Origin of the sequence: Trinickia sp., from assembly GCF_051954495.1 — a bacterium.
Taxonomy (GTDB): Bacteria; Pseudomonadota; Gammaproteobacteria; order Burkholderiales; family Burkholderiaceae; genus Trinickia.
On record NZ_JBQCHR010000029.1, the window covers coordinates 53,128 to 71,474 of the forward strand.

The following is an 18,347-nucleotide window of genomic DNA, read 5'->3' on the forward strand; positions in this document are numbered from 1 at the left end:
GCAGGCGCGTCAAAAAACGTGTTCCGAGCCCGGAAACGTACCGTCCTTCACTGCTTTCACGTAAGCCTCGACGGCCGCACCGATGCTCGGCGCGCCGGCCATGAAGTCCTTTACGAAACGCGCGGGCTTGCCGGGGAAAATCCCGAGCATGTCGTGCAGTACGAGCACCTGGCCCGAGCAATCGACGCCGGCGCCGATGCCGATCGTCGGAATGGCCAGCGCATGGGTCACATTGGCCGCGACGGCGGGCGGAACGGCCTCGAGCACGAGCAGTTGCGCGCCGGCGTCTTGCATCGCGCGCGCATCGTGCAGCAGTCGTTTTGCGCCTTCCTCGGTCTTGCCTTGGACCTTGAAACCGCCGAACGCATGCACCGATTGGGGCGTGAGCCCTAAATGCGCGCACACGGGCACCGAGCGTTCGACGAGAAAGCGGACCGTCTCGGCGAGCCATTCGCCGCCTTCGATCTTCACCATCTGCGCACCGGCGCGCATGACTTCGACCGAGCTGGCGAAGGCGTCGGCCGGCGTGCCGTAGGCGCCGAACGGCAAATCGGCCACGATGAGGCCACGCGGCTGCGCCCGTGCGACGCAGGCCGTGTGATAGGCAATGTCCGCGAGCGTCACGGGCAGCGTCGTCCCGTGGCCTTGCAAGACGTTGCCGAGCGAATCGCCGATCAACTGGACATCGACGCCGCAGCGGTCGAGCAGCGAGGCGAAGCTCGCGTCGTAGCAGGTCAGCATCGCGATTTTCTCGCCGGCTTCGCGCATCGCTTGCAGCTTCGGCACGGTGATCTTCGGCCGGGTGGATTCCTGCAAATAGGTCATCGGGGGTCTCGCAGTCGGAAAAGAAGGCGCAGCGCGAGCACGCCGCGTGGCGGATGCTACAACGCCTTGACGAAGCTCGCCTTACGTCCGCGCATCGTCTCGATGTGCTCGAGGAGCAGCGTAAAGTCGTCGTCCGATTCGAGCAGGTTCAGATGCTCGGTGTTGACGGTCAACACGGGACTTGCTTCGTAGTGATAGAAAAATTGATCGTACGCGTCGCTCAGCTGGCGCAAATACGCTTCGGATATGGCGGATTCGTCGGCGCGTGCGCGTTTGTTCACGCGCGCTTGCAGCGTCGCTGCGCTCGCCTGCAGGTGGATGACGAGATCAGGCGCCGGGGCGGCCGAGGCATCGGTGCGTTCGGTCAGCGCCCGATAGAGACGCCATTCATCGTCCGGCAGCGTCAGGCGCGCGAAGATCGCGCTCTTGTGCGGGATGAAATCGGCGACCACGGCGACGCCTTGCGCAAGCAGATCGGCCGTTTGCCGGCCTTCGTCCGCTCGCTGCAAGGCGAAGTGCAACTCCGTGGCCAGCGCGTAGCGCGTCATGTCGCCGTAAAAGCGCGTGAGAAAGGGATTCGCTTCGGGCCGCTCCAGCACGGTGCGCACGGGCCAGCGCTCGGCAAGCCGCTGCGCGAGAGAAGTCTTGCCCACGCCGATCGGTCCTTCGATCGCGATGTAGCGATACGGCGCACGCAGGTCGGGCGCAGTGACCGTCACGGGCGGCGCGTTCATCGGCATCCCGTCTTGCCGGCGTCGTTCGCGCCGTTTTCCGCACCGGCATGCGCCTCTTCGCGCGCGCGCGCGTCGGCCATCGGGCAGCAGCAGGTCTTTACTTTTTCGATGCGTTGATCCGCCACGGCCGACAGCAACGCGTCGGCCCGGCCGTGACCGGGGATCGATACGTCCGGGTCGATCTCGACGAGCGGCACCAGCACGAACGCGCGCTCGAACGCGCGGGGATGGGGGACGACGAGATCGGGCTCGTCGATGCGCGCTTGCCCGTACAGGACGATGTCGAGGTCGAGCGTACGCGGCGCATTGCGAAAAGGGCGCTCCCGGCCGAAGTGATGCTCGATGCGGTGACACAGCGCGAGCAGCGCTTGCGCGCTGAGCGAGGTCTCGAGCTTCACGACGAGATTGTAGTAATCGTCGCCGCTCGCATCGATCGGCGCTGTGCGGTAAAGGCTCGACTTCGCGAGCACGGTGATGGTCTGCTGCTGGGCGAGGCAGACGACGGCATCCTTCAGGGATTGGCGAGCATCCCCGAGGTTCGCGCCTAGACCGAGATAAGCAACCGTCATGACATGGCTTCCTACGACTTCACGACTGCTCGTTTAGCGGCACGCGGCCGCCGCGTCAGTCCCGCTTGAGTTCGGCTTCAGTCCTCGTCCGAGTGCTGCGCCGGCTCCGCGCCGGCCGCCTCCGTGTCGGCGCCCTTGCGGCCGCGCCCCCCGCGGCGACGCCGCTTGCGCGGCGTGCGCTCGCGACCGCCCTGCGACATCAGCGCTTCGCGTTCCGGGCCGCTGCCTTCGAGGAAAGCGGTCCACCACGCGCCGATGGCGGGATCGAGCTCGCCCGATTCGCACCGTAATAAGAGGAAATCATAACCCGCTCTAAATCTTTGGTGTTCGATGAGCTTGAGCGGGCTGCGGCCGGAGCGTTTTTCGAGGCGCGACTGCAGGCCCCAGATTTCCCGCATGTCGGCTGAAAAGCGCTTGTGGATCGCGAGCTTTTCGGTCTGCATGTCGAGCACATCGTCCATTGCGCGGTGCAGCGCTGGGACCGGATATTCGCCGTTCGCTTCATATTGCTGCGTGCGCTGCTGCACGTCGTGCCAGAGCAGCGTGGCGAATAGAAACCCGGGCGACACCGTCTTGCCCGCTTTCACGCGGGCGTCGGTGCTGTTCAAGGCGAGCGTGATGAACGACTCGCCGTGCGGCTGCTCGAGCACGACGTCGAGCAGCGGCAGCAGGCCGTGATGCAGGCCTTGCTGGCGCAGCTGCTTGAGGCAGGCGAGCGCGTGGCCCGAGAGCAGCAGCTTGAGCATTTCGTCGAACAGACGCGCGGCGGGCACGTTATGGATCAGGTCGGCCAGCGGCTGGATCGGCTCGCGCGTGGAGTCCTCGATTTCGAAACCGAGCTTGGCCGAGAAACGAACGACGCGCAGCATGCGCACCGGATCTTCACGGTAGCGCGTGGCGGGATCGCCGATCATGCGCAGCAATCGCGCGCGAATGTCGGCCATCCCGTTGTGATAGTCGAGCACCGTCTGCGTGGCCGGGTCGTAGTACATCGCGTTGATCGTGAAGTCGCGTCGCGTCGCGTCTTCGTGCTGCTCGCCCCAGACGTTGTCGCGCAGCACGCGGCCGCTCGCGTCCACGGCGTGCGTGCGGCGATCGAGTTCCTCGCGGCGCAGACGCTTGGGCGGCGCCTCGCTCGGGGCTTCCTTCGGGGCGTCCATCAGCGCGCGGAAGGTCGACACTTCGATGATCTCTTGCCCGAACTGCACGTGCACGATCTGGAAGCGCCGGCCGATCAGCCGCGCGCGCCGGAACAGGCGCTGCACTTCCTCGGGCGTGGCGTCGGTCGCGACATCGAAGTCTTTCGGCGCGATGCCGAGCAGCAAGTCGCGCACGGCGCCGCCGACGACGAATGCCCGGAAGCCCGCTTGCTGCAGCGTTTCGGTCACGCGGACAGCGTTGCGCGAAAGCAGCGACGGGTCGATGCCATGGACGTCGGAGGACAGGATCACGGGCGCGTCGGGTCCGGCCGCCGCGGCAGGCGGGCTCTTATCGGAGCGAACTTTCTTGCGGCGCGGCTTGGCGGCCGCTTCGTCCGCGGCCGCGTCGGCCCACGCCGCCTCCTCGGCGAGCGAGTCTTCCCCGATGGGCAACACGTCCGCCTTGGCGGAGGCCTTGGACCGGGCGGGTGCGGCCGTCTCCGAATCTTGGCCGAGCAGCTTACGAATGAGTTTCTTGATCACGACGGTTGGAAAAGATCGAGGATTCGCCATCCCTTTGCCTGCGCATGCGCACGCAGTGTGGCGTCGGGGTTGGTCGCGATCGGATCGGTGACGATCTCGAGCAGCGGGATGTCGTTGTGCGAATCGCTGTAGAAAAAGCTGTGCTCGAAGTCGCCCAAGGTCTTGCCGAGCGAGGCGAGCCACGATTCGACGCGCACGATCTTGCCCTCGCGATAGCTGGGCGTGCCCGTGCCGCGTCCCGTGAACGGCGAATGCGGCTGGCCGTCGACGGTTTCCACCTCGCATGCGATCAGCGTGTCGACGCCGAACGCATCGGCGATCGGGCGTGTGATGAATTCGTTCGTCGCCGTGACGATGCAGCACAGATCGCCGCTGTCCTGGTGCTGACGCACGAGCTCGAGCGCGGCGGGCGCGAGGGCCGGCTTGATCACCTCGTGCATGAACTGCTCGTGCCAGGCGGCCAGTTGTTCGCGCGACCGATTCGCGAGCGGCGTGAGGATCGTTTCCAGATACGCGTGGATGTCGAGCTGGCCGCGCTTGTAGTCGGCATAGAAGCGATCGATGTCACGCAGGTAGGTTTCGGCATCGACGATGCCGAGCTTCACCATGAAGCGGCCCCATTCGTGGTCGCTGTCGGTCGGGATGAGCGTGTGGTCGAGGTCGAAGAGTGCGAGATTCGTCATGAGGGCGCATTTTACTTGAAGCGGCTCGTCGCGGCCGGCGAGCCTTCGGGAGCGGCCTCGCCGGGCGGCAAGGCGAGCATGGTGCGCAGCAGCGGCAGCGTGACGGCGCGCTTTTGCTCGAGCGAGAAGCGGTCGAGCGCGTCGAGCAGCGCCATCAGGCTCGGCATGTCGCGCCGGAAGTGCGTCAGGAGGTACGCGGGGACGTCGTCGGCCAGTGCGATGCCGCGTTCCTTGGCCGCGTGCTTGAGCACGGCGCCTTTGCGTTCGTCGGGCAGCGGCGCCAGGTGAAACACCAAGCCCCAGCCCAGGCGCGTACGCAGATCCTCGCGCACCGCGAGCCCGAGCGGCGCCGCGTTGCCCGTCGCGACGAGCGCGCTCGTCGGATGCGCGCGCACCTCGTTGAAAAGATTGAACAGGGCGATCTGCTGCGCGCCCGAGAGCTTGTCGCAATCGTCGACCGCGTAGATCGCGACGCTCGGATCGAACGCGAACGCGGCGAGTGCGCTTTGCGGCCCGAGAAACGAGGCGCGCCCCGGCGCCGCGCTATGCACGAGCGCGGAAAGCAGGTGGCTGCGGCCGCTGCCGGCCTCGCCCCACACATAGAAGGTGCGGTCGGCGAGCGGGCCTGCCGCGAGCGCGCCGTCGAGCTCCGCCAGCCGCGCGACGAGCTCGGCGTTGGCGCCGGCGAAAAAGTTGCCGAACGTCGACGGCGGCGGCGTGCCGAGGTCGAGCGTCAGTTGGCGATGCACAGTCACGATGAAAAACGCAGTCGATCGATACGGTGGGTGTCAGTTCTTGTAAAGGCCGCTAGCGAGATAGCCGCGGCGTAATTCGCGCAGCGCCGTCGAGATGATTGCGCTGACGGGCAGGGCGAGCAGCACGCCGAAAAAGCCGAAAAGCTGGCCGAATGCGAGCAGGGCGAAGATCACGGCAAGCGGATGCAGGCCGATGCGCTCGCCCACGAGCCGGGGCGTCAGGAACAGGCTCTCGAGAATTTGCCCGATGCCGTAGACGATGGCCACGGCCACGAAGCCGTAAAGGCTGCCGTATTGCAGCAGCGCCGCGAGCAGCGCCAGCGCGAGACCGGTGGCGAAGCCGACGTATGGGATGAAAACGGCCAGCCCCGTGAAGATGCCGATCGGCAGGGCGATCTCGAAGCCGGCGATCGTCAGGGCCAACGCGTAGAACACCGCGAGCACGCCCATGACGAGCAATTGACCGCGCAGGTACTGCGACAGCGTGCGGTCCATTTCGACGGCCAGCTCGAGCGTTTTGGGCAGCCAGCGCCGCGGCACGATCGCGGCCAGACGCGCGAGCATCGTATTCCAGTCGTACAGCAAGTAATACAGCACGAGCGGGACCATGACGCCGTCGCCGATGAGGGTGATCATGACGTTGCCGCTCGTGCGCAGCGACTTCCAGGCCGCGAGCGCGACTGTTTGCGCGCTGCCCTCGATCTGAGTCGTCAGCATGTCGCGCAGGCTCGAGAAATCGAAGACGTCGCCGAACCCGAGCATCGTGAGCTTGGGCTGCAGCCAGTCGTGCAGATGCGAAATCAGCCCCGGGATTTGCGCCTTCAACTGCGGGCCTTCCTTCTGCACGACCGCGAACACGAGCAGGGCGAGCAGCGAGACGACGATCGCGAACACGAGCATCATCAGGAGCGCCGCCAGAGCCCTGGGCACGCGATGCCGCACGAGCCAGGCGACGCCCGGCTGCAGAATGTAGGCGAGAATCGCACCGAGCAAGAAGGGCGTGAGCACGGGGCTCAGCAGCCAGAGCAGAATGCCGAGCGTGAGCGCGACGGCGCCCCAGAAAAGGGCCTGGCGCTGGTACGGTGTAAGTAGCGGAGAGCTCGGCGGCAAGGGGGTATCCTGGGTATGGCCGGTTCGATGCGACGCGAGCCGGCGCTCGACAGTGGTTGTTCCGTATCCGAACCGAGCGAGGCGCCGGGCGCCGACACCGGATCGACATAAGGTAAAATCGCATTTTACCGACCTTCTCGCTCTTCCCCATGAATCAACCGAAATCCGCGCCGGACGCAGGCGCTGGCGCCCAGGGTCTGTCGTACCGCGACGCGGGCGTCGACATCGACGCCGGCGATGCGCTCGTCGACGCCATCAAGCCCTTTGTGAAGAAGACGCTGCGCGAAGGCGTGCTCGGCGGTATCGGCGGGTTCGGCGCGCTGTTCGAAGTGCCGAAGCGCTACAAGGAGCCGGTGCTCGTTTCCGGTACCGATGGCGTCGGCACGAAGCTAAAGCTCGCGTTCCATCTGAACAAACACGACACGGTCGGGCAGGATCTCGTGGCGATGAGCGTCAACGACATCCTCGTGCAAGGCGCCGAGCCGCTGTTCTTCCTCGACTACTTCGCCTGCGGCAAGCTCGACGTCGGCACGGCGTCGACGGTCGTCAAAGGCATCGCGCAGGGCTGCGAGTTGGCCGGCTGCGCGCTGATCGGCGGTGAAACGGCAGAGATGCCCGGCATGTATCCCGATGGCGAATACGACTTGGCGGGCTTCGCCGTCGGCGCGGTCGAGAAGAGCAAGATCATCGACGGCAGCACCATCGCCGCGGGCGACGTCGTGCTGGGTCTCGCTTCGAGCGGCATCCACTCCAACGGTTTTTCGCTCGTGCGCAAGATCATCGAGCGCGCGAACCCCGACCTGTCGGCCGATTTCCACGGGCGTTCGCTCGCCGACACGCTGATGGCGCCCACGCGCATCTACGTGAAGCCGCTGCTCGCGCTGATGCAGAAGATGGCCGTGAAGGGCATGGCGCACATCACGGGGGGCGGGCTCGTCGAAAACATTCCGCGCGTGCTGCGCGCGGGCCTCACGGCCGAGCTGCAACAGTCGGCTTGGCCGATGCCGCCGCTGTTCACGTGGCTGCAGCAGCATGGCGGCGTCGCCGATGCGGAAATGCACCGCGTGTTCAATTGCGGGATCGGGATGGCCGTCGTCGTGGCGGCGGCGGATGCCGATGAGGCCGTGCGCGAACTGACCGCAGCCGGCGAGCAGGTGTGGAAGATCGGCGTGGTGCGCGCGAGCGGCGAAGGCGAAGCGCAAACCGTCGTCGTCTAAACGTTCGATCGATTCGATCGATCAGACCGTAGGACGCGGGCGCGATCGCGCTAGGCCGTCTCGCCGACGGCCGCTTCGATCGCCCGCACCGCGTCCTCGGTTGCGTGGGCGGTGCAGCAATCGATGACGATCCGCTGCGGCATCGAGCGCAACCAAGTCAGTTGCCGCTTGCAGAGCTGCCGCGTTGCAAAGATCCCCTTATCCCGCATCGTCGCTAAGTCGATCGCGCCGTCGAGGTATTCCCACGCTTGCCGGTACCCGACGCAGCGCATCGAAGGCAAGCTCGGGTCCAAATCGCCGCGGGCGCGTAAGCGCCGCACTTCGTCGACGAAACCCGCCTCGAGCATTGCGTCGAAGCGCTGCGCGATGCGCGCATGCAGAACGGCGCGATCGCTCGGTTCAAGAGCGATCGGTATGAAACGGTAGGCCGATTCGTCCGCACGCTCGGAGGCCGACAGGAGCAACGACATCGGCTGACCCGTCAAGATAAACACTTCCAGCGCGCGCTGAATGCGCTGCGCGTCGTTCGGCGCCAAGCGCGCCGCCGTGACGGGGTCGACATTGGCGAGCCGCGCGTGCAGCGCGGGCCAGCCTTCGCGCGCCGCATCGATTTCAAGCGTCGCACGCACGGCGGGGTCTGCAGAAGGCAGGTCGTTCAGGCCTTGCACCAGCGCCTTGAAGTAGAGCATCGTCCCGCCGACGAGGAGCGGCACCCGGCCGCGCGCGCGGATTTCGTCGACGGCCTGCAAGGCGTCCGCGCGAAAGTCCGCTGCCGAGTAGGCTTCGGCCGGATCGCGGATGTCGATGAGGTGATGCGGCACGCGTGCGCGCTCCTCAAGCGTCGGCTTCGCCGTGCCGATGTCCATGCCGCGATAGACGAGCGCCGAATCGACGCTGACGATCTCGGTCGGGTGTTTCGCCGCGAACGCGAGGGCGGCGGCGGTCTTGCCCGATGCCGTCGGCCCCAGCAAGCAGGCAATGGCGACGCGATGTGATTCGTTCACGCGCTCATTGCCCACGCAGGAAAAGCCGATCGAGATCGGAGAGCGTCAATTGATACCAGGTCGGCCGGCCGTGATTGCATTGATCGGCGCGCTCGGTCGCCTCCATCTGGCGCAGCAGCGCGTTCATCTCGTCGAGCGTCAAGCGCCGGTTCGCGCGTACGGCGTGATGGCAGGCGAGCGTGCCGAGCATTTCGTGCTGGCGCTCGGTCAGCACGCGCGAGCCGCCGTACGCATGCAGATCGGCGAGCACCGCGCGCGCGAGGGTGGGCAGGTCGGCGTCCTTGAGCAGCGCCGGTACGGCACGGATCGCGAGTGTCGTGGGCGAAAGCGCAGCGAGGTCGAAACCGAGCGCCTCGAGGGCCTCGCGCTCTTCGTCGGCCGTGCCGATCTCGACGGCATCGGCCGTCATCGATACCGGGATCAGAAGCGGCTGCACCGCCACCGCTCTTTCCGCGAGGGCGCGCTTGAATTGCTCGTAGAGAATGCGCTCGTGCGCGGCGTGCATGTCGACGATGACTAGCCCGCGCGCATTCTGCGCCAGCACGTAGATGCCGTGAATCTGGCCGATCGCGAAGCCGAGCGGGTGATCGAGATCGGCCGGCATCGATGCTTGCGGCGCGCCGAAGCCCGGCGCGGCTGCGCCCGCGGCGCCGTCGTGGGCCTCGATAGCGGAAGACGGCGGCACGGCAAGCCAAGGTGCGCTAGCGGTGGGACCCGCCTCGCCGCCGGCCGCGCCCGCGCTATCTTTACGCCCGAACAGCGCGTCGTATAACGCGAGCGGCTGCGCGACCGGCAGCGTGCCCTGCGTCATGCGCGAATCGCGCAACCAGGTGGAACCGCCGCGATTCACGGCCGATATGGAGGCGCTTGAAGGCGACGCGCCGATACCGTCCGGCATGCCCGCCGCGCCGGTCGCCCCGGCCATGCCCGCGAGGCCGGCGCCCGCGCGCGGCTCGATTTGCGCGGCATGGCCGAGCGCGGTCGTTTCGGGCGATGCGCCCGCATGCCTTGCAAGCGCGCGCTGCAACGCGTGAAAGACGAATTGGTGAACCGCGCGCGAGTCGCGAAAGCGCACTTCGATCTTCGACGGGTGCACATTGACGTCGACCGCTTCGGGGGGCAGATCGAGAAACAAAACGTACGAGGGATAGCGATCGCCGTGCAGGACGTCTTCGTAGGCGGCGCGCACGGCATGCGTGAGCAGCTTGTCGCGCACGAACCGGCCGTTGACGAAGAAATACTGCTGATCGGCGCGGCCACGGCTCGCCGTCGGCAGGCCCGCGCAGCCGTACAAGGCGATTTCACCGGCGACTTCCTCGAGCGGCAGGTGGGCGTTCGCGAACGCTTCCCCGAGGATCTTGGACACCCGCGCGGGCGGCTCGCTCGCATTCCAATGCTCGAGCGCACGGCCGTTGTGCATGACCGAGATCGCGACGTCGGGCCGTGCCAGCGCGGCCCGGCGGATCATCTCGACGCAATGGCCGAGTTCGGTTTGCTCGCTTTTGAGGAACTTCCTGCGCGCCGGCGTGTTGAAGTAAAGCTCGCGCACTTCGATCGTCGTGCCCACGCCGCCCGCCGCGGGCGTCAGCGCGCCGGTTTGGGCGTCGATGCGCGTGGCATGCGCGCTATCGGCCGTGCGGCTCGTAATGAACGTTTCCGCCACGGATGCGATCGAAGCAAGCGCTTCGCCGCGAAAACCGAGCGTGGCGACGGCTTCGAGTTCGGCCAGCGAGCGAATCTTGCTGGTTGCATGGCGCAACAGCGCGAGCGGCAGCTCGGCGGAAGGGATGCCGCAGCCGTCGTCGGTAATCGAAATACGTTTGACGCCGCCCGCGTCGAGCATGATGCGCAGCGTTTTGGCGCCTGCGTCGAGGGCGTTTTCGAGCAGTTCCTTGACGACCGACGCCGGGCGTTCGACAACCTCGCCGGCGGCGATTTGACTGATCAACTGATCGGGCAGGGGCGCGATCGCGCGGCGCGCGGCGGGCACTGGCGGCGCGGCGCGCTCGCCGTCGGCCGGCGATTCGAGGAATTCTGACATGCGGCGATTATAGCGATTCGCGAAGGCGCGCAGACCCGTCACGCCGCACGGGCGCCGGGGCGTTTCGAGATCGGCCATGGGCTTTCGGTATCATGGCGCGGTGATTGACGCGGGGGGGGCAAGACCGCCTCGACCGTTCGGACTTTTTTTGGAAGGAATGCCTTTGGATACGCTGCTTCATTTCGTCGCCTTGATTCTGCATATCGACAAGTTCCTCGGGGATTTCGTCCATCAGTACGGCGCCTGGGTCTATGCGGTGCTGTTCGCGATCGTTTTTTGCGAGACGGGCCTCGTCGTCTTGCCGTTTTTGCCCGGCGATTCGTTGCTGTTCATCGGCGGGGCCTTTTGCGCGACGGGCGAGATGAACCTGATCTCGCTGATTGCCCTCTTGCTCGTCGCAGCGATCGGCGGCAATAGCCTGAACTACTTGATCGGGCGCGCGATCGGTCCCAAGGTCTTCAACACGCACATTCCATTCTTGGAGCGGTTTCTCGATCGGGCCGCGCTGCAAAAGACACACAACTTCTATGAGCGGCATGGGGGCAAGACGATCGTTCTCGCCCGTTTCATCCCCGTCGTGCGGACCTTCGCGCCGTTCGTGGCGGGCGTCTCCGGCATGCGTACCGGTCGCTTTCAGCTCTTCAACGTGACCGGCGCCGCACTCTGGGTGCTGCTGCTCGTGCTGGCTGGATATTTCTTCGGCAATATTCCGTTTATTCGGCAATATCTGAACTTGATCGTGCTCGTGGGTGTAGGCGCGGCGATCGTGCCGGTCGCGCTCGCGGCCGCGTGGAAGCTGTTGCGCAAGAAGTCGACGACGGGCGTCGCGCGAAACGGCGGAACCCGCTGACGGCGGCGTCTAGAGCGCACGGGGCGCAGCGAGAAGAAAATTCGTTCGAGCAGGGGGAGATCACCATGAACGCGAACGGTCCGACCGCCGACATTCGTCTGGTCCCGGCGAAGCTCGAAGCGCTGCGGCCGACGCAGATCACCGTCGGCTATCACGAGGTGCGCGCCAAGCGTGCGCATTGGAAGTCGCTCGATCGCAAAGCGCGTGCGCAGGCCATCGCGACGCATTGGTTTCCGGCGGTGCTGGGGCCGGGGAACGCCCATTTTGTGGTCGATCACCATCACCTCGGGCTTGCCTTGATCGAAGAAGGCGTGCGCGAGGTGAAGACGATGGTCCTGCGCGACCTGTCTTGGCTAGAACCGGACATGTTCTGGCGCATGATGGAGCACTACCAGTGGGTCCATCCGTTCGGCCCCGACGGTGCGCGGCACGACTACGACCGCCTGCCCAAGACGCTGACCGAACTCGTCGACGACCCCTATCGCAGCCTTGCCGGCGAGCTGCGCCGCGTCGGCGGCTATGCGAAGGATGCGGCGCCGTTCAGCGAATTTTTGTGGGCCGACTATCTGCGCTCGAAGGTTCCCGAGAAACGCATTCGCAAGAATTTCGACAAAGCGCTCGGGCAGGCGCTCGCCTGCGCGCATGAAGCCGACGCCCGGTATCTGCCGGGCTGGTCGGGCCCGATGCCCACCACTTGACGCCGCGCCCGAACGTATGACGATCGATACGGGGCACGCCGCCGCGGCTCATCTCCAAGACCCCGCGCATTACGCGCAGAGCGGCGCGCCGAAACCGCCCGGGCTTCGCGCCGTCAAGGATGCCCTCGCGGGCGTGTCGATCGCGGGGTTGCTGCTGCCCGAGGCCGTCGCCTACGCCGGCATCGCCAATCTGCCGCCGCAGGCCGGGCTCGTCGCTTTGATGGCGGGGCTCGCCGTCTATGCGTTGCTCGGCAGCAGCCGCTTCGCGATCGTGTCGGCCACGTCGTCCTCCGCAGCAGTGCTGGCCGCTACCGTCAGCGCGCAGGCGGGCGGCGGCGGGGCGCATCTCGCCTATGCGGCCGCGCTCGTGGCGGCGACGGGGCTGCTGTTCGCGTTCGCCGGGCTGGCGCGGCTCGGCGGGATGTCCGACTTCGTCGCCAAGCCGGTATTGCGGGGATTCGCCTTCGGGCTCGCCTTGACGATCGCCGTCAAGCAACTGCCGAGCATTCTCGGCGTGTCGTCGCACTATGCCGACGTGCCGCGCATGGCGTTCGATCTCGCGCGGCAAGCGAGCGCTTGGAACATCCACAGCGTGGCGCTCGGCGGTGTCGCGCTGGCGATCCTGTTCGCGCTCGGCGCGCGGGCCCGCATACCGGCGACGCTGGTCGTCATCGTGCTCGGCATCGGGGCGGGCTACTTCATCGATTGGCAACGCTGGCATATCTCGATGGTCGGCGCCATCGACGTGCAGGACGTGCGCCTGGGGCTGCCCGCGTTTGCTCGAACGCAGTGGGCGCAGACGATCGAACTCGCGTTTGCGCTGATGCTGATTTTGTATGCCGAGTCGTATGGCTCGATCCGCAGCTTCGCGCTCAAGCATGGCGATGAGGTATCGGCCAATCGCGATCTCGTCGCGCTCGGCGGAGCCAATATCGTATCGGCGTTACTGCAGGGGATGCCCGTGGGCGCCGGCTATTCGGCGACCTCGGCCAACGAGGCGGCCGGGGCGCAAACGCGCTGGGCGGGTCTCGTGGCGGCGGCAGTCGTCGCGCTCATCGTGGCTTTCTTGAGGCCGGAACTGGCGCGCATCCCGCAACCCGTCCTGGCGGCGATCGTGATCTACGCCGTCAGCCATTCGCTGCACCCGAGCGTTTTCAGCCCGTATTGGCTCTGGCGCCGCGATCGACTCGTCACGATCGCGGCGTTGGCCGGGGTGCTCGTGCTGGGCGTCCTGCACGGCTTGGTCGTCGCGATTGGCGTGAGCCTGCTTGTCACGCTGCGCAATTTCTCGGTGCCGATGGTGAGCGTGCTCGGCCGTCTGCGCGATAGTCACGATTTCGTCGATGTATCGGCGCACGCCGATGCGCAAAGCGTGGACGCCATCATGATCGTGCGGCCCGAGGCGCCGCTTTTCTTCGCGAACGCCGACCGCGTGCTCGGCGAGGTGCGCAAGCTCGCGGCCGGACAGGCGAGCACGCCCCATACGATCATGCTGAGCCTCGAGGAAACCCCCGATGTCGACGGGACGGCCATCGAGGCGCTGCGCGTTTTCGCGGCGGAGCTGCGCGCGCACGATCAGCGGCTCATCCTCGTTCGCTTGAAGCCGCGCGCGCTCGATGCGTTGCGCCGCGCCGCGGACGAAACGTTGCCGCTCGGCGCGATGCGCGAGCTCAGCGTGGACGAGTGCGTGCAATCGGTGCTCGCCGATTCGCAACACGTGGGATAGCCGGCGTCCTAAGCGTTTCTCCTATCAGGCTTACGTCTTGCTCGCGAGACCGTTGGTGTTTATGGTGACTGCTCACCGGTCTGAAATCGGGCAGACGCATCGTGTCCCGCCGAAAGCGGCCGGAAACAGGGGGACAGTCGAAACATGGAAATTCAGCCCATTCGCAAGACGCATCCCAAGACGCATCGGATGCGCGGCGCGCTGCGCTCGCACGCCGGCAAGCTCGGCCAAGTGAGCGGGCCGCTCGCCGGCGTGCGCCTTACCGGCGTGGCATGCGCGGTGGCGGCGATGCTGAGCGCATCGCTGGCCGGCGCGCAGGCGGCGCCGCTCGATGCACCGGCCGCGCAGGCCGTATCGGCAACCCCGGCTGCGCGCTCCGAGACGGGCGGCATCGTCACCGCGGATACGCTTGAAGCGCGGCTCGCCGCCCTGCCGGCGGGCCCGGATAAGGACGCCGTCATGCTCGGCTACCGCTTGACGGTCGACACGCCGCATTACGCGCCTGGGCATGTGCCCGCGGGCGCCATGTCTTGCGCGAGTTGCCACATCGGCGCGGGCACGACGCCGCTTGCATCGCCGTGGTACGGCATGATCGGTGTGACGCCGGCCTACACCGCGCGCAGCGCGTCGGTCGAATCGCTCGCTCAGCGCATCAACAATTGTTTCCGCCGGTCGGAAAACGGTGTCCCGCTCGCGCTCGATTCAGCGGAAATGAATGCGATGCTCGCCTATATGACGTTCGTCTCGAAGGGCGTGGAAAGCGGCGCTTTCGGCCCGGGCCGCGGCATGGGCAAGGTGGCGGGCGCGGGCAAGCTCACGCCCGATCCCGTGCACGGCAAGGCCGTCTATGCCGAACGCTGCGCGTCGTGCCATGGCGTCGACGGTCAAGGTATGCAAGCCGGCGGCCGCTACGTCTTTCCGCCGCTGTGGGGCGACGCGTCGTTCAACATCGGCGCGAGCATGGCGCGCCTGAACACGGCCGCCGCGTTTATCAAGCACAACATGCCGCTCGGCAACGCGACGCTCGCCGATCAGGAGGCGCTCGACGTGGCGGCGTACGTGACGCATCAGCCGCGTCCCGATTTCGCCGGCAAGGAGCACGATTGGCCCAACGGCGGCAAGCCGTCGGACGCGCGGTACTGACGAGGCGGGGCGATTTTCATCGCGGCGACGAAACTGTAAGAGCGCCTGGGCGCTGTTTCGAAGCCGCGCGGGCCGCGATGATGGAGGCAGAACGAGCGCGGCTGGCCGATGAGATATCGGCTAGCCGCCGCTTCCCCTTATCGAAGCCAAGGAGCCCATTCTATGAAAGCCGTCGCCTACTATCGCAGCCTGCCCATCGCCGATGCCGAATCGCTCGTCGATGTGGAACTGCCCGATCCGCAGCCCGGCCCGCGCGATCTGCTCGTCGAGGTGCGGGCCGTCTCGGTCAACCCCGTCGATGTGAAGGTGCGCGCCGGCGTGCCGCCGGAGGCCGGCCAGCCGAAGGTGCTCGGCTGGGATGCGGCGGGCGTCGTTCGGGCCGTCGGCCGGGACGTGACGCTGTTTCAGCCCGGCGACCGAGTTTGGTATGCAGGCTCGCTCACACGGCCCGGCACGAACAGCGAACTGCACGTGGTCGATGAGCGCATCGTCGGCCACATGCCGAATTCGCTCGATTTCGCCCATGCGGCGGCGTTGCCGCTGACGTCGATCACGGCTTGGGAACTGTTGTTCGACCGCCTGCGCGTGCCCGAGGGGCAGGCGATCACGGGCCGTACGCTGCTTGTAATCGGGGCCGCCGGCGGCGTCGGGTCGATTCTCGTGCAGCTCGCGCGTCGCCTGACGGGGCTGACGATCGTCGGCACGGCTTCCCGGCCCGAAACGAGCGAATGGGTGCGGGAACTGGGCGCGCATCACGTCATCGATCACACGAAGCCGCTCGCGGCCGAACTCGAGCGCATCGGCGTTGGCCAGGTGGATTACGTCGCGAGCTTGAATCAGACCGATGCGCACTATCCGCAGATCGTCGAGGCGATCAAGCCGCAGGGCGCTTTCGCGCTGATCGACGATCCGCAAGCGATCGACATCCGTCAGCTCAAGCGCAAGAGCGTCTCGCTGCACTGGGAGTTCATGTTCACGCGCTCGATGTTCGACACACCCGATCAGATCGCGCAGCACGCGCTGCTCGATCGTGTGGCGGCCTTGATCGATGAGGGAACGGTGCGCACGACGCTCGCCGAGCACTTCGGCAAGATCGACGCGGCGAATGTGAAGCGCGCGCACGCGTTGCTCGAAAGCCAACGCGCGCGCGGCAAGATCGTGCTCGAGGGTTTCTGAGCGCGGTTACGGGAGCGAGATCGTGAGGTTGGCCGATTCCGCTTCCGGCTTGACGAGCTGCGAATAGGGGGCGAGCGTGCGGATCGTCGAATTGCGCAGGTAGGTATTCAAGCCGAGATAGGCCACGAGCCCGACGAGCGCGAAGACGGCGCCGATCGTCCACAGCGGCAGCTCGTGCTTGAGCCGGTGCGCGATTTGATCGGGCAGCGGCCAATGCGGCGCGAACGGCGCACGCTTGCCTTTCATCTGCGCGATCTCGTCGCCGAGCCGCCCGGTGAGGTAGGAGAGCTTCTCGGGCCCTTCGAGCAGATACTTGCCCTGGAAGCCGAGCAGCAGGCACATGTGAAATACCTCCAGCGACTGCAGCCGCGCCGCGCCCTGCGCGCGGCACTGCTCGAGCAATTCGAAGAATTTCTCGCCCGCCAGCTGTTCGCCGAACAGCGCGAGCTGTAGCGGACGACGCTCCCATTCGGCGCGGAGGGTGAACGACGAAGCCAGTACCGCTTCGTCGATCGCCGCGCAAAACGCGAATTTCGAGGCGTAGACGTCGTCGGCCGGCGCGTTCAGTTTTTTTGCGCCGCGTTCGAAATCGGCGAGGAACGCTTGCACGCGCGCGCTGAATTCGGCGGCCTCTCCGGGTGCGCGGCCCTGCTTGAGCAGGAACAGCATGAAGAAACCGTCGTAGAGCAAGTCGCGCAGCGAGCGCGCTTGGAACCCCCCCTCGGTCGCGGCAGGTAGCGGCGCGGAAGGCGCATTCGCGCCGAACAGCGAAGGCATTTGAGTCATGAGGTCACCGCGATCAATTCGAGTTTGAGTTCGTTGATGCCCGAGGGCGCGTAGATCATGGCCGATTGCGCTTGGAGCATGCGGTCATAGAGGCCGCTGCGCGATTCGAACGCGAAATAGCACGCGCCCGGCCGCACGGGTACGGCCGGCGGCACCTGCGGCGTATACACGAGGCGCACGCCCGGCATGGCCGACAGCACGAGTTTATCGACGTCGTCGGGCGCCCCCACCTTGAAGCGCGCGGGCACGGCTTCGACGAGTTCGACCGCCGGCATGTCGGCCGACACGGCCAAGAAGAACGTGGTCTTTTCGTCGATCTTGCCCGAATCGAGCCGGCCGGCGTAGAACGAAGGACGGACTTCGTCGAGCGCGATCGCGAAGTAGCGCGTGGAGATGACGGTTTCGAGCAGATCCCGCACGATCGTATCGAGCTGCGCGAAACCGGCGCCCGGATCGTCATGACGGTATGCAGGCAGATCGGCCAGCGCATAGCGCTTCGAAAACGTCATCAGTTGCCCCGCGAGCCGCAGCAGCTCCTGAAAGAGCCGCTCCGGGTGCAGCGAGGGCTGCTGCAGCAGATGCACGAGCGAGGCGACCGCGCCGTTCGCCGTATGCAGCAGCCAAAACGAGGCGATGTCGCCCGAGCGGAATTCGATGATGTTCTTCGTCGGCTCGCGGTGAAAGCCGTAAAGCGCGCTGACCTTGGCTTGCAATGCGTCGATGAGCTGGCGCAGCCGCTGATGAAGAATGGGCGAGGCTTCGACCGCGAGGCACGGCGGCACGAACGTTTCGTCGAACTCGAAGCCCGAGGTGGCCGTGCGCCGCAGCCGCGCGAGCGGCACGGCAAGCAACTGGGCGCGCGGCTCGGTGTGGCTGATCAGCTTCACGCGCGTTTTGAGAAACGTGAGATTGGCCACGGCCGCATCGGTGAATTGATCGGCCACGTTCACTTGCTTGGAGGCGTAGCGCGACACGAAAGCGTCAGCCGATTCGTTCGCGCAGTTCGCCCCTGTTTCTCGCAATGGATGCAACGCGAGATAGAACGTGAATTCGGACACGCCCTCGGGCAGCGTTTCGAGCGCCACGGTTTGCGGCAGATCGTCGGCGAGCGGGGCGGAGTAGAGTGTGCCGTCGGGAAAGACCAGCGAAAGCTCGGATAGCCGCAGCAAATTGTTGCCGAGCGAATCGGCGTCGAAGCGCACGCTGCGCACGCCCCAATTGAACGGCTGGATCGTGCGGATCGACTCGAAGAGCCGCGCCTCGTGATAAGCGTCCTGTTGCTGGAAATGCTGGGGCCGCAGAAAGAGCCCCTCGCCCCAAAGCAATTTCGCCGAATAACTCATCTCAA

17 protein-coding genes are annotated in these 18,347 nt (G+C 66.2%); 6 read left to right on the top strand and 11 right to left on the bottom strand.

Annotated features, from left to right (window positions below; genetic code table 11):
- Positions 1-9: 9 nt before the first annotated feature.
- From panB to ACTHNR_RS04065, 7 genes are all read right to left on the bottom strand, one after another.
- Positions 10-825 (bottom strand): 3-methyl-2-oxobutanoate hydroxymethyltransferase, encoded by an 816-nt coding sequence (gene panB / locus ACTHNR_RS04035; protein WP_440546194.1) that lies wholly within the window; start codon positions 823-825, stop codon positions 10-12.
- 56 nt (positions 826-881) lie between these two features.
- The gene (locus ACTHNR_RS04040) at positions 882-1,559 is read right to left on the bottom strand and encodes a deoxynucleoside kinase (RefSeq protein WP_440546195.1); all 678 of its coding nucleotides are present in this window, start codon (positions 1,557-1,559) and stop codon (positions 882-884) included.
- Positions 1,556-2,128 (bottom strand): 2-amino-4-hydroxy-6-hydroxymethyldihydropteridine diphosphokinase, encoded by a 573-nt coding sequence (gene folK, locus ACTHNR_RS04045; RefSeq protein ID WP_440546196.1) that lies wholly within the window; start codon positions 2,126-2,128, stop codon positions 1,556-1,558. The genes ACTHNR_RS04040 and folK overlap by 4 nt, the downstream gene beginning before the upstream one ends.
- 77 nt (positions 2,129-2,205) lie before the next feature.
- Positions 2,206-3,810: a polynucleotide adenylyltransferase PcnB gene (pcnB, locus tag ACTHNR_RS04050; protein WP_440546197.1), complete on the bottom strand. Its 1,605-nt coding sequence runs from the start codon at positions 3,808-3,810 to the stop codon at positions 2,206-2,208.
- Entirely contained in the window at positions 3,807-4,493 is a 687-nt protein-coding gene (locus tag ACTHNR_RS04055; RefSeq protein ID WP_440546198.1) for an HAD family hydrolase, read from the bottom strand. Before ACTHNR_RS04055 ends, pcnB begins: the two co-directional genes overlap by 4 nt.
- A gap of 11 nt (positions 4,494-4,504) precedes the next feature.
- Positions 4,505-5,248: a DnaA regulatory inactivator Hda gene (hda, locus tag ACTHNR_RS04060; RefSeq protein ID WP_440546200.1), complete on the bottom strand. Its 744-nt coding sequence runs from the start codon at positions 5,246-5,248 to the stop codon at positions 4,505-4,507.
- Between the two features lie 33 nt (positions 5,249-5,281).
- Positions 5,282-6,358, bottom strand: a complete 1,077-nt coding sequence (locus tag ACTHNR_RS04065; RefSeq protein WP_440546201.1) for an AI-2E family transporter — start codon at positions 6,356-6,358, stop codon at positions 5,282-5,284.
- A gap of 149 nt (positions 6,359-6,507) precedes the next feature.
- Here ACTHNR_RS04065 and purM point away from each other — a divergent pair, with 149 nt between their 5' ends.
- Positions 6,508-7,575, top strand: coding sequence for a phosphoribosylformylglycinamidine cyclo-ligase (gene purM / locus ACTHNR_RS04070; protein WP_440546202.1), 1,068 nt, complete (start codon positions 6,508-6,510; stop codon positions 7,573-7,575).
- 50 nt (positions 7,576-7,625) lie between these two features.
- Here the strand turns inward: purM and miaA are convergent, their stop codons facing one another.
- Positions 7,626-8,579 (bottom strand): tRNA (adenosine(37)-N6)-dimethylallyltransferase MiaA, encoded by a 954-nt coding sequence (miaA, locus tag ACTHNR_RS04075; protein WP_440546203.1) that lies wholly within the window; start codon positions 8,577-8,579, stop codon positions 7,626-7,628.
- Between the two features lie 4 nt (positions 8,580-8,583).
- On the bottom strand, positions 8,584-10,620 hold the full coding sequence (mutL, locus tag ACTHNR_RS04080; protein ID WP_440546243.1) for a DNA mismatch repair endonuclease MutL: 2,037 nt from the start codon (positions 10,618-10,620) through the stop codon (positions 8,584-8,586).
- A gap of 163 nt (positions 10,621-10,783) precedes the next feature.
- Here mutL and ACTHNR_RS04085 point away from each other — a divergent pair, with 163 nt between their 5' ends.
- From ACTHNR_RS04085 to ACTHNR_RS04105, 5 genes are all read left to right on the top strand, one after another.
- The gene (locus ACTHNR_RS04085; RefSeq protein WP_440546204.1) at positions 10,784-11,470 is read left to right on the top strand and encodes a VTT domain-containing protein; all 687 of its coding nucleotides are present in this window, start codon (positions 10,784-10,786) and stop codon (positions 11,468-11,470) included.
- Between the two features lie 65 nt (positions 11,471-11,535).
- A complete protein-coding gene (locus tag ACTHNR_RS04090) occupies positions 11,536-12,168 on the top strand; it encodes a ParB-like protein (RefSeq protein ID WP_440546205.1) in 633 nt (210 codons plus the stop codon).
- Positions 12,169-12,184: 16 nt separating this feature from the next.
- A complete protein-coding gene (locus ACTHNR_RS04095; RefSeq protein WP_440546206.1) occupies positions 12,185-13,894 on the top strand; it encodes a SulP family inorganic anion transporter in 1,710 nt (569 codons plus the stop codon).
- A 144-nt stretch (positions 13,895-14,038) separates the two neighbouring features.
- Positions 14,039-15,037, top strand: coding sequence for a c-type cytochrome (locus ACTHNR_RS04100; protein ID WP_440546207.1), 999 nt, complete (start codon positions 14,039-14,041; stop codon positions 15,035-15,037).
- A gap of 162 nt (positions 15,038-15,199) precedes the next feature.
- On the top strand, positions 15,200-16,213 hold the full coding sequence (locus ACTHNR_RS04105; RefSeq protein WP_440546208.1) for a zinc-binding alcohol dehydrogenase family protein: 1,014 nt from the start codon (positions 15,200-15,202) through the stop codon (positions 16,211-16,213).
- Between the two features lie 6 nt (positions 16,214-16,219).
- On the opposite strand, the gene icmH is transcribed toward ACTHNR_RS04105, so the two are convergent.
- Together icmH and tssK are read right to left on the bottom strand one after the other, a co-directional pair.
- The gene (gene icmH, locus ACTHNR_RS04110; RefSeq protein WP_440546209.1) at positions 16,220-16,999 is read right to left on the bottom strand and encodes a type IVB secretion system protein IcmH/DotU; all 780 of its coding nucleotides are present in this window, start codon (positions 16,997-16,999) and stop codon (positions 16,220-16,222) included.
- Entirely contained in the window at positions 16,996-18,342 is a 1,347-nt protein-coding gene (tssK, locus tag ACTHNR_RS04115) for a type VI secretion system baseplate subunit TssK (RefSeq protein ID WP_440546211.1), read from the bottom strand. Before tssK ends, icmH begins: the two co-directional genes overlap by 4 nt.
- Between the last annotated feature and the right edge of the window lie 5 nt (positions 18,343-18,347).

Coding starts and splice junctions, on each gene's coding strand:
- ACTHNR_RS04090 (WP_440546205.1), top strand. CDS start 11,536: ATGAACGCGAACGGTCCGACCGCCGACATTCGTCTGGTCCCGGCGAAG.
- tssK (WP_440546211.1), bottom strand. CDS start 18,342: ATGAGTTATTCGGCGAAATTGCTTTGGGGCGAGGGGCTCTTTCTGCGG.
- mutL (WP_440546243.1), bottom strand. CDS start 10,620: ATGTCAGAATTCCTCGAATCGCCGGCCGACGGCGAGCGCGCCGCGCCG.
- purM (WP_440546202.1), top strand. CDS start 6,508: ATGAATCAACCGAAATCCGCGCCGGACGCAGGCGCTGGCGCCCAGGGT.
- icmH (WP_440546209.1), bottom strand. CDS start 16,999: ATGACTCAAATGCCTTCGCTGTTCGGCGCGAATGCGCCTTCCGCGCCG.
- ACTHNR_RS04055 (WP_440546198.1), bottom strand. CDS start 4,493: ATGACGAATCTCGCACTCTTCGACCTCGACCACACGCTCATCCCGACC.
- ACTHNR_RS04095 (WP_440546206.1), top strand. CDS start 12,185: ATGACGATCGATACGGGGCACGCCGCCGCGGCTCATCTCCAAGACCCC.
- panB (WP_440546194.1), bottom strand. CDS start 825: ATGACCTATTTGCAGGAATCCACCCGGCCGAAGATCACCGTGCCGAAG.
- ACTHNR_RS04100 (WP_440546207.1), top strand. CDS start 14,039: ATGGAAATTCAGCCCATTCGCAAGACGCATCCCAAGACGCATCGGATG.
- ACTHNR_RS04040 (WP_440546195.1), bottom strand. CDS start 1,559: ATGAACGCGCCGCCCGTGACGGTCACTGCGCCCGACCTGCGTGCGCCG.
- ACTHNR_RS04105 (WP_440546208.1), top strand. CDS start 15,200: ATGAAAGCCGTCGCCTACTATCGCAGCCTGCCCATCGCCGATGCCGAA.
- folK (WP_440546196.1), bottom strand. CDS start 2,128: ATGACGGTTGCTTATCTCGGTCTAGGCGCGAACCTCGGGGATGCTCGC.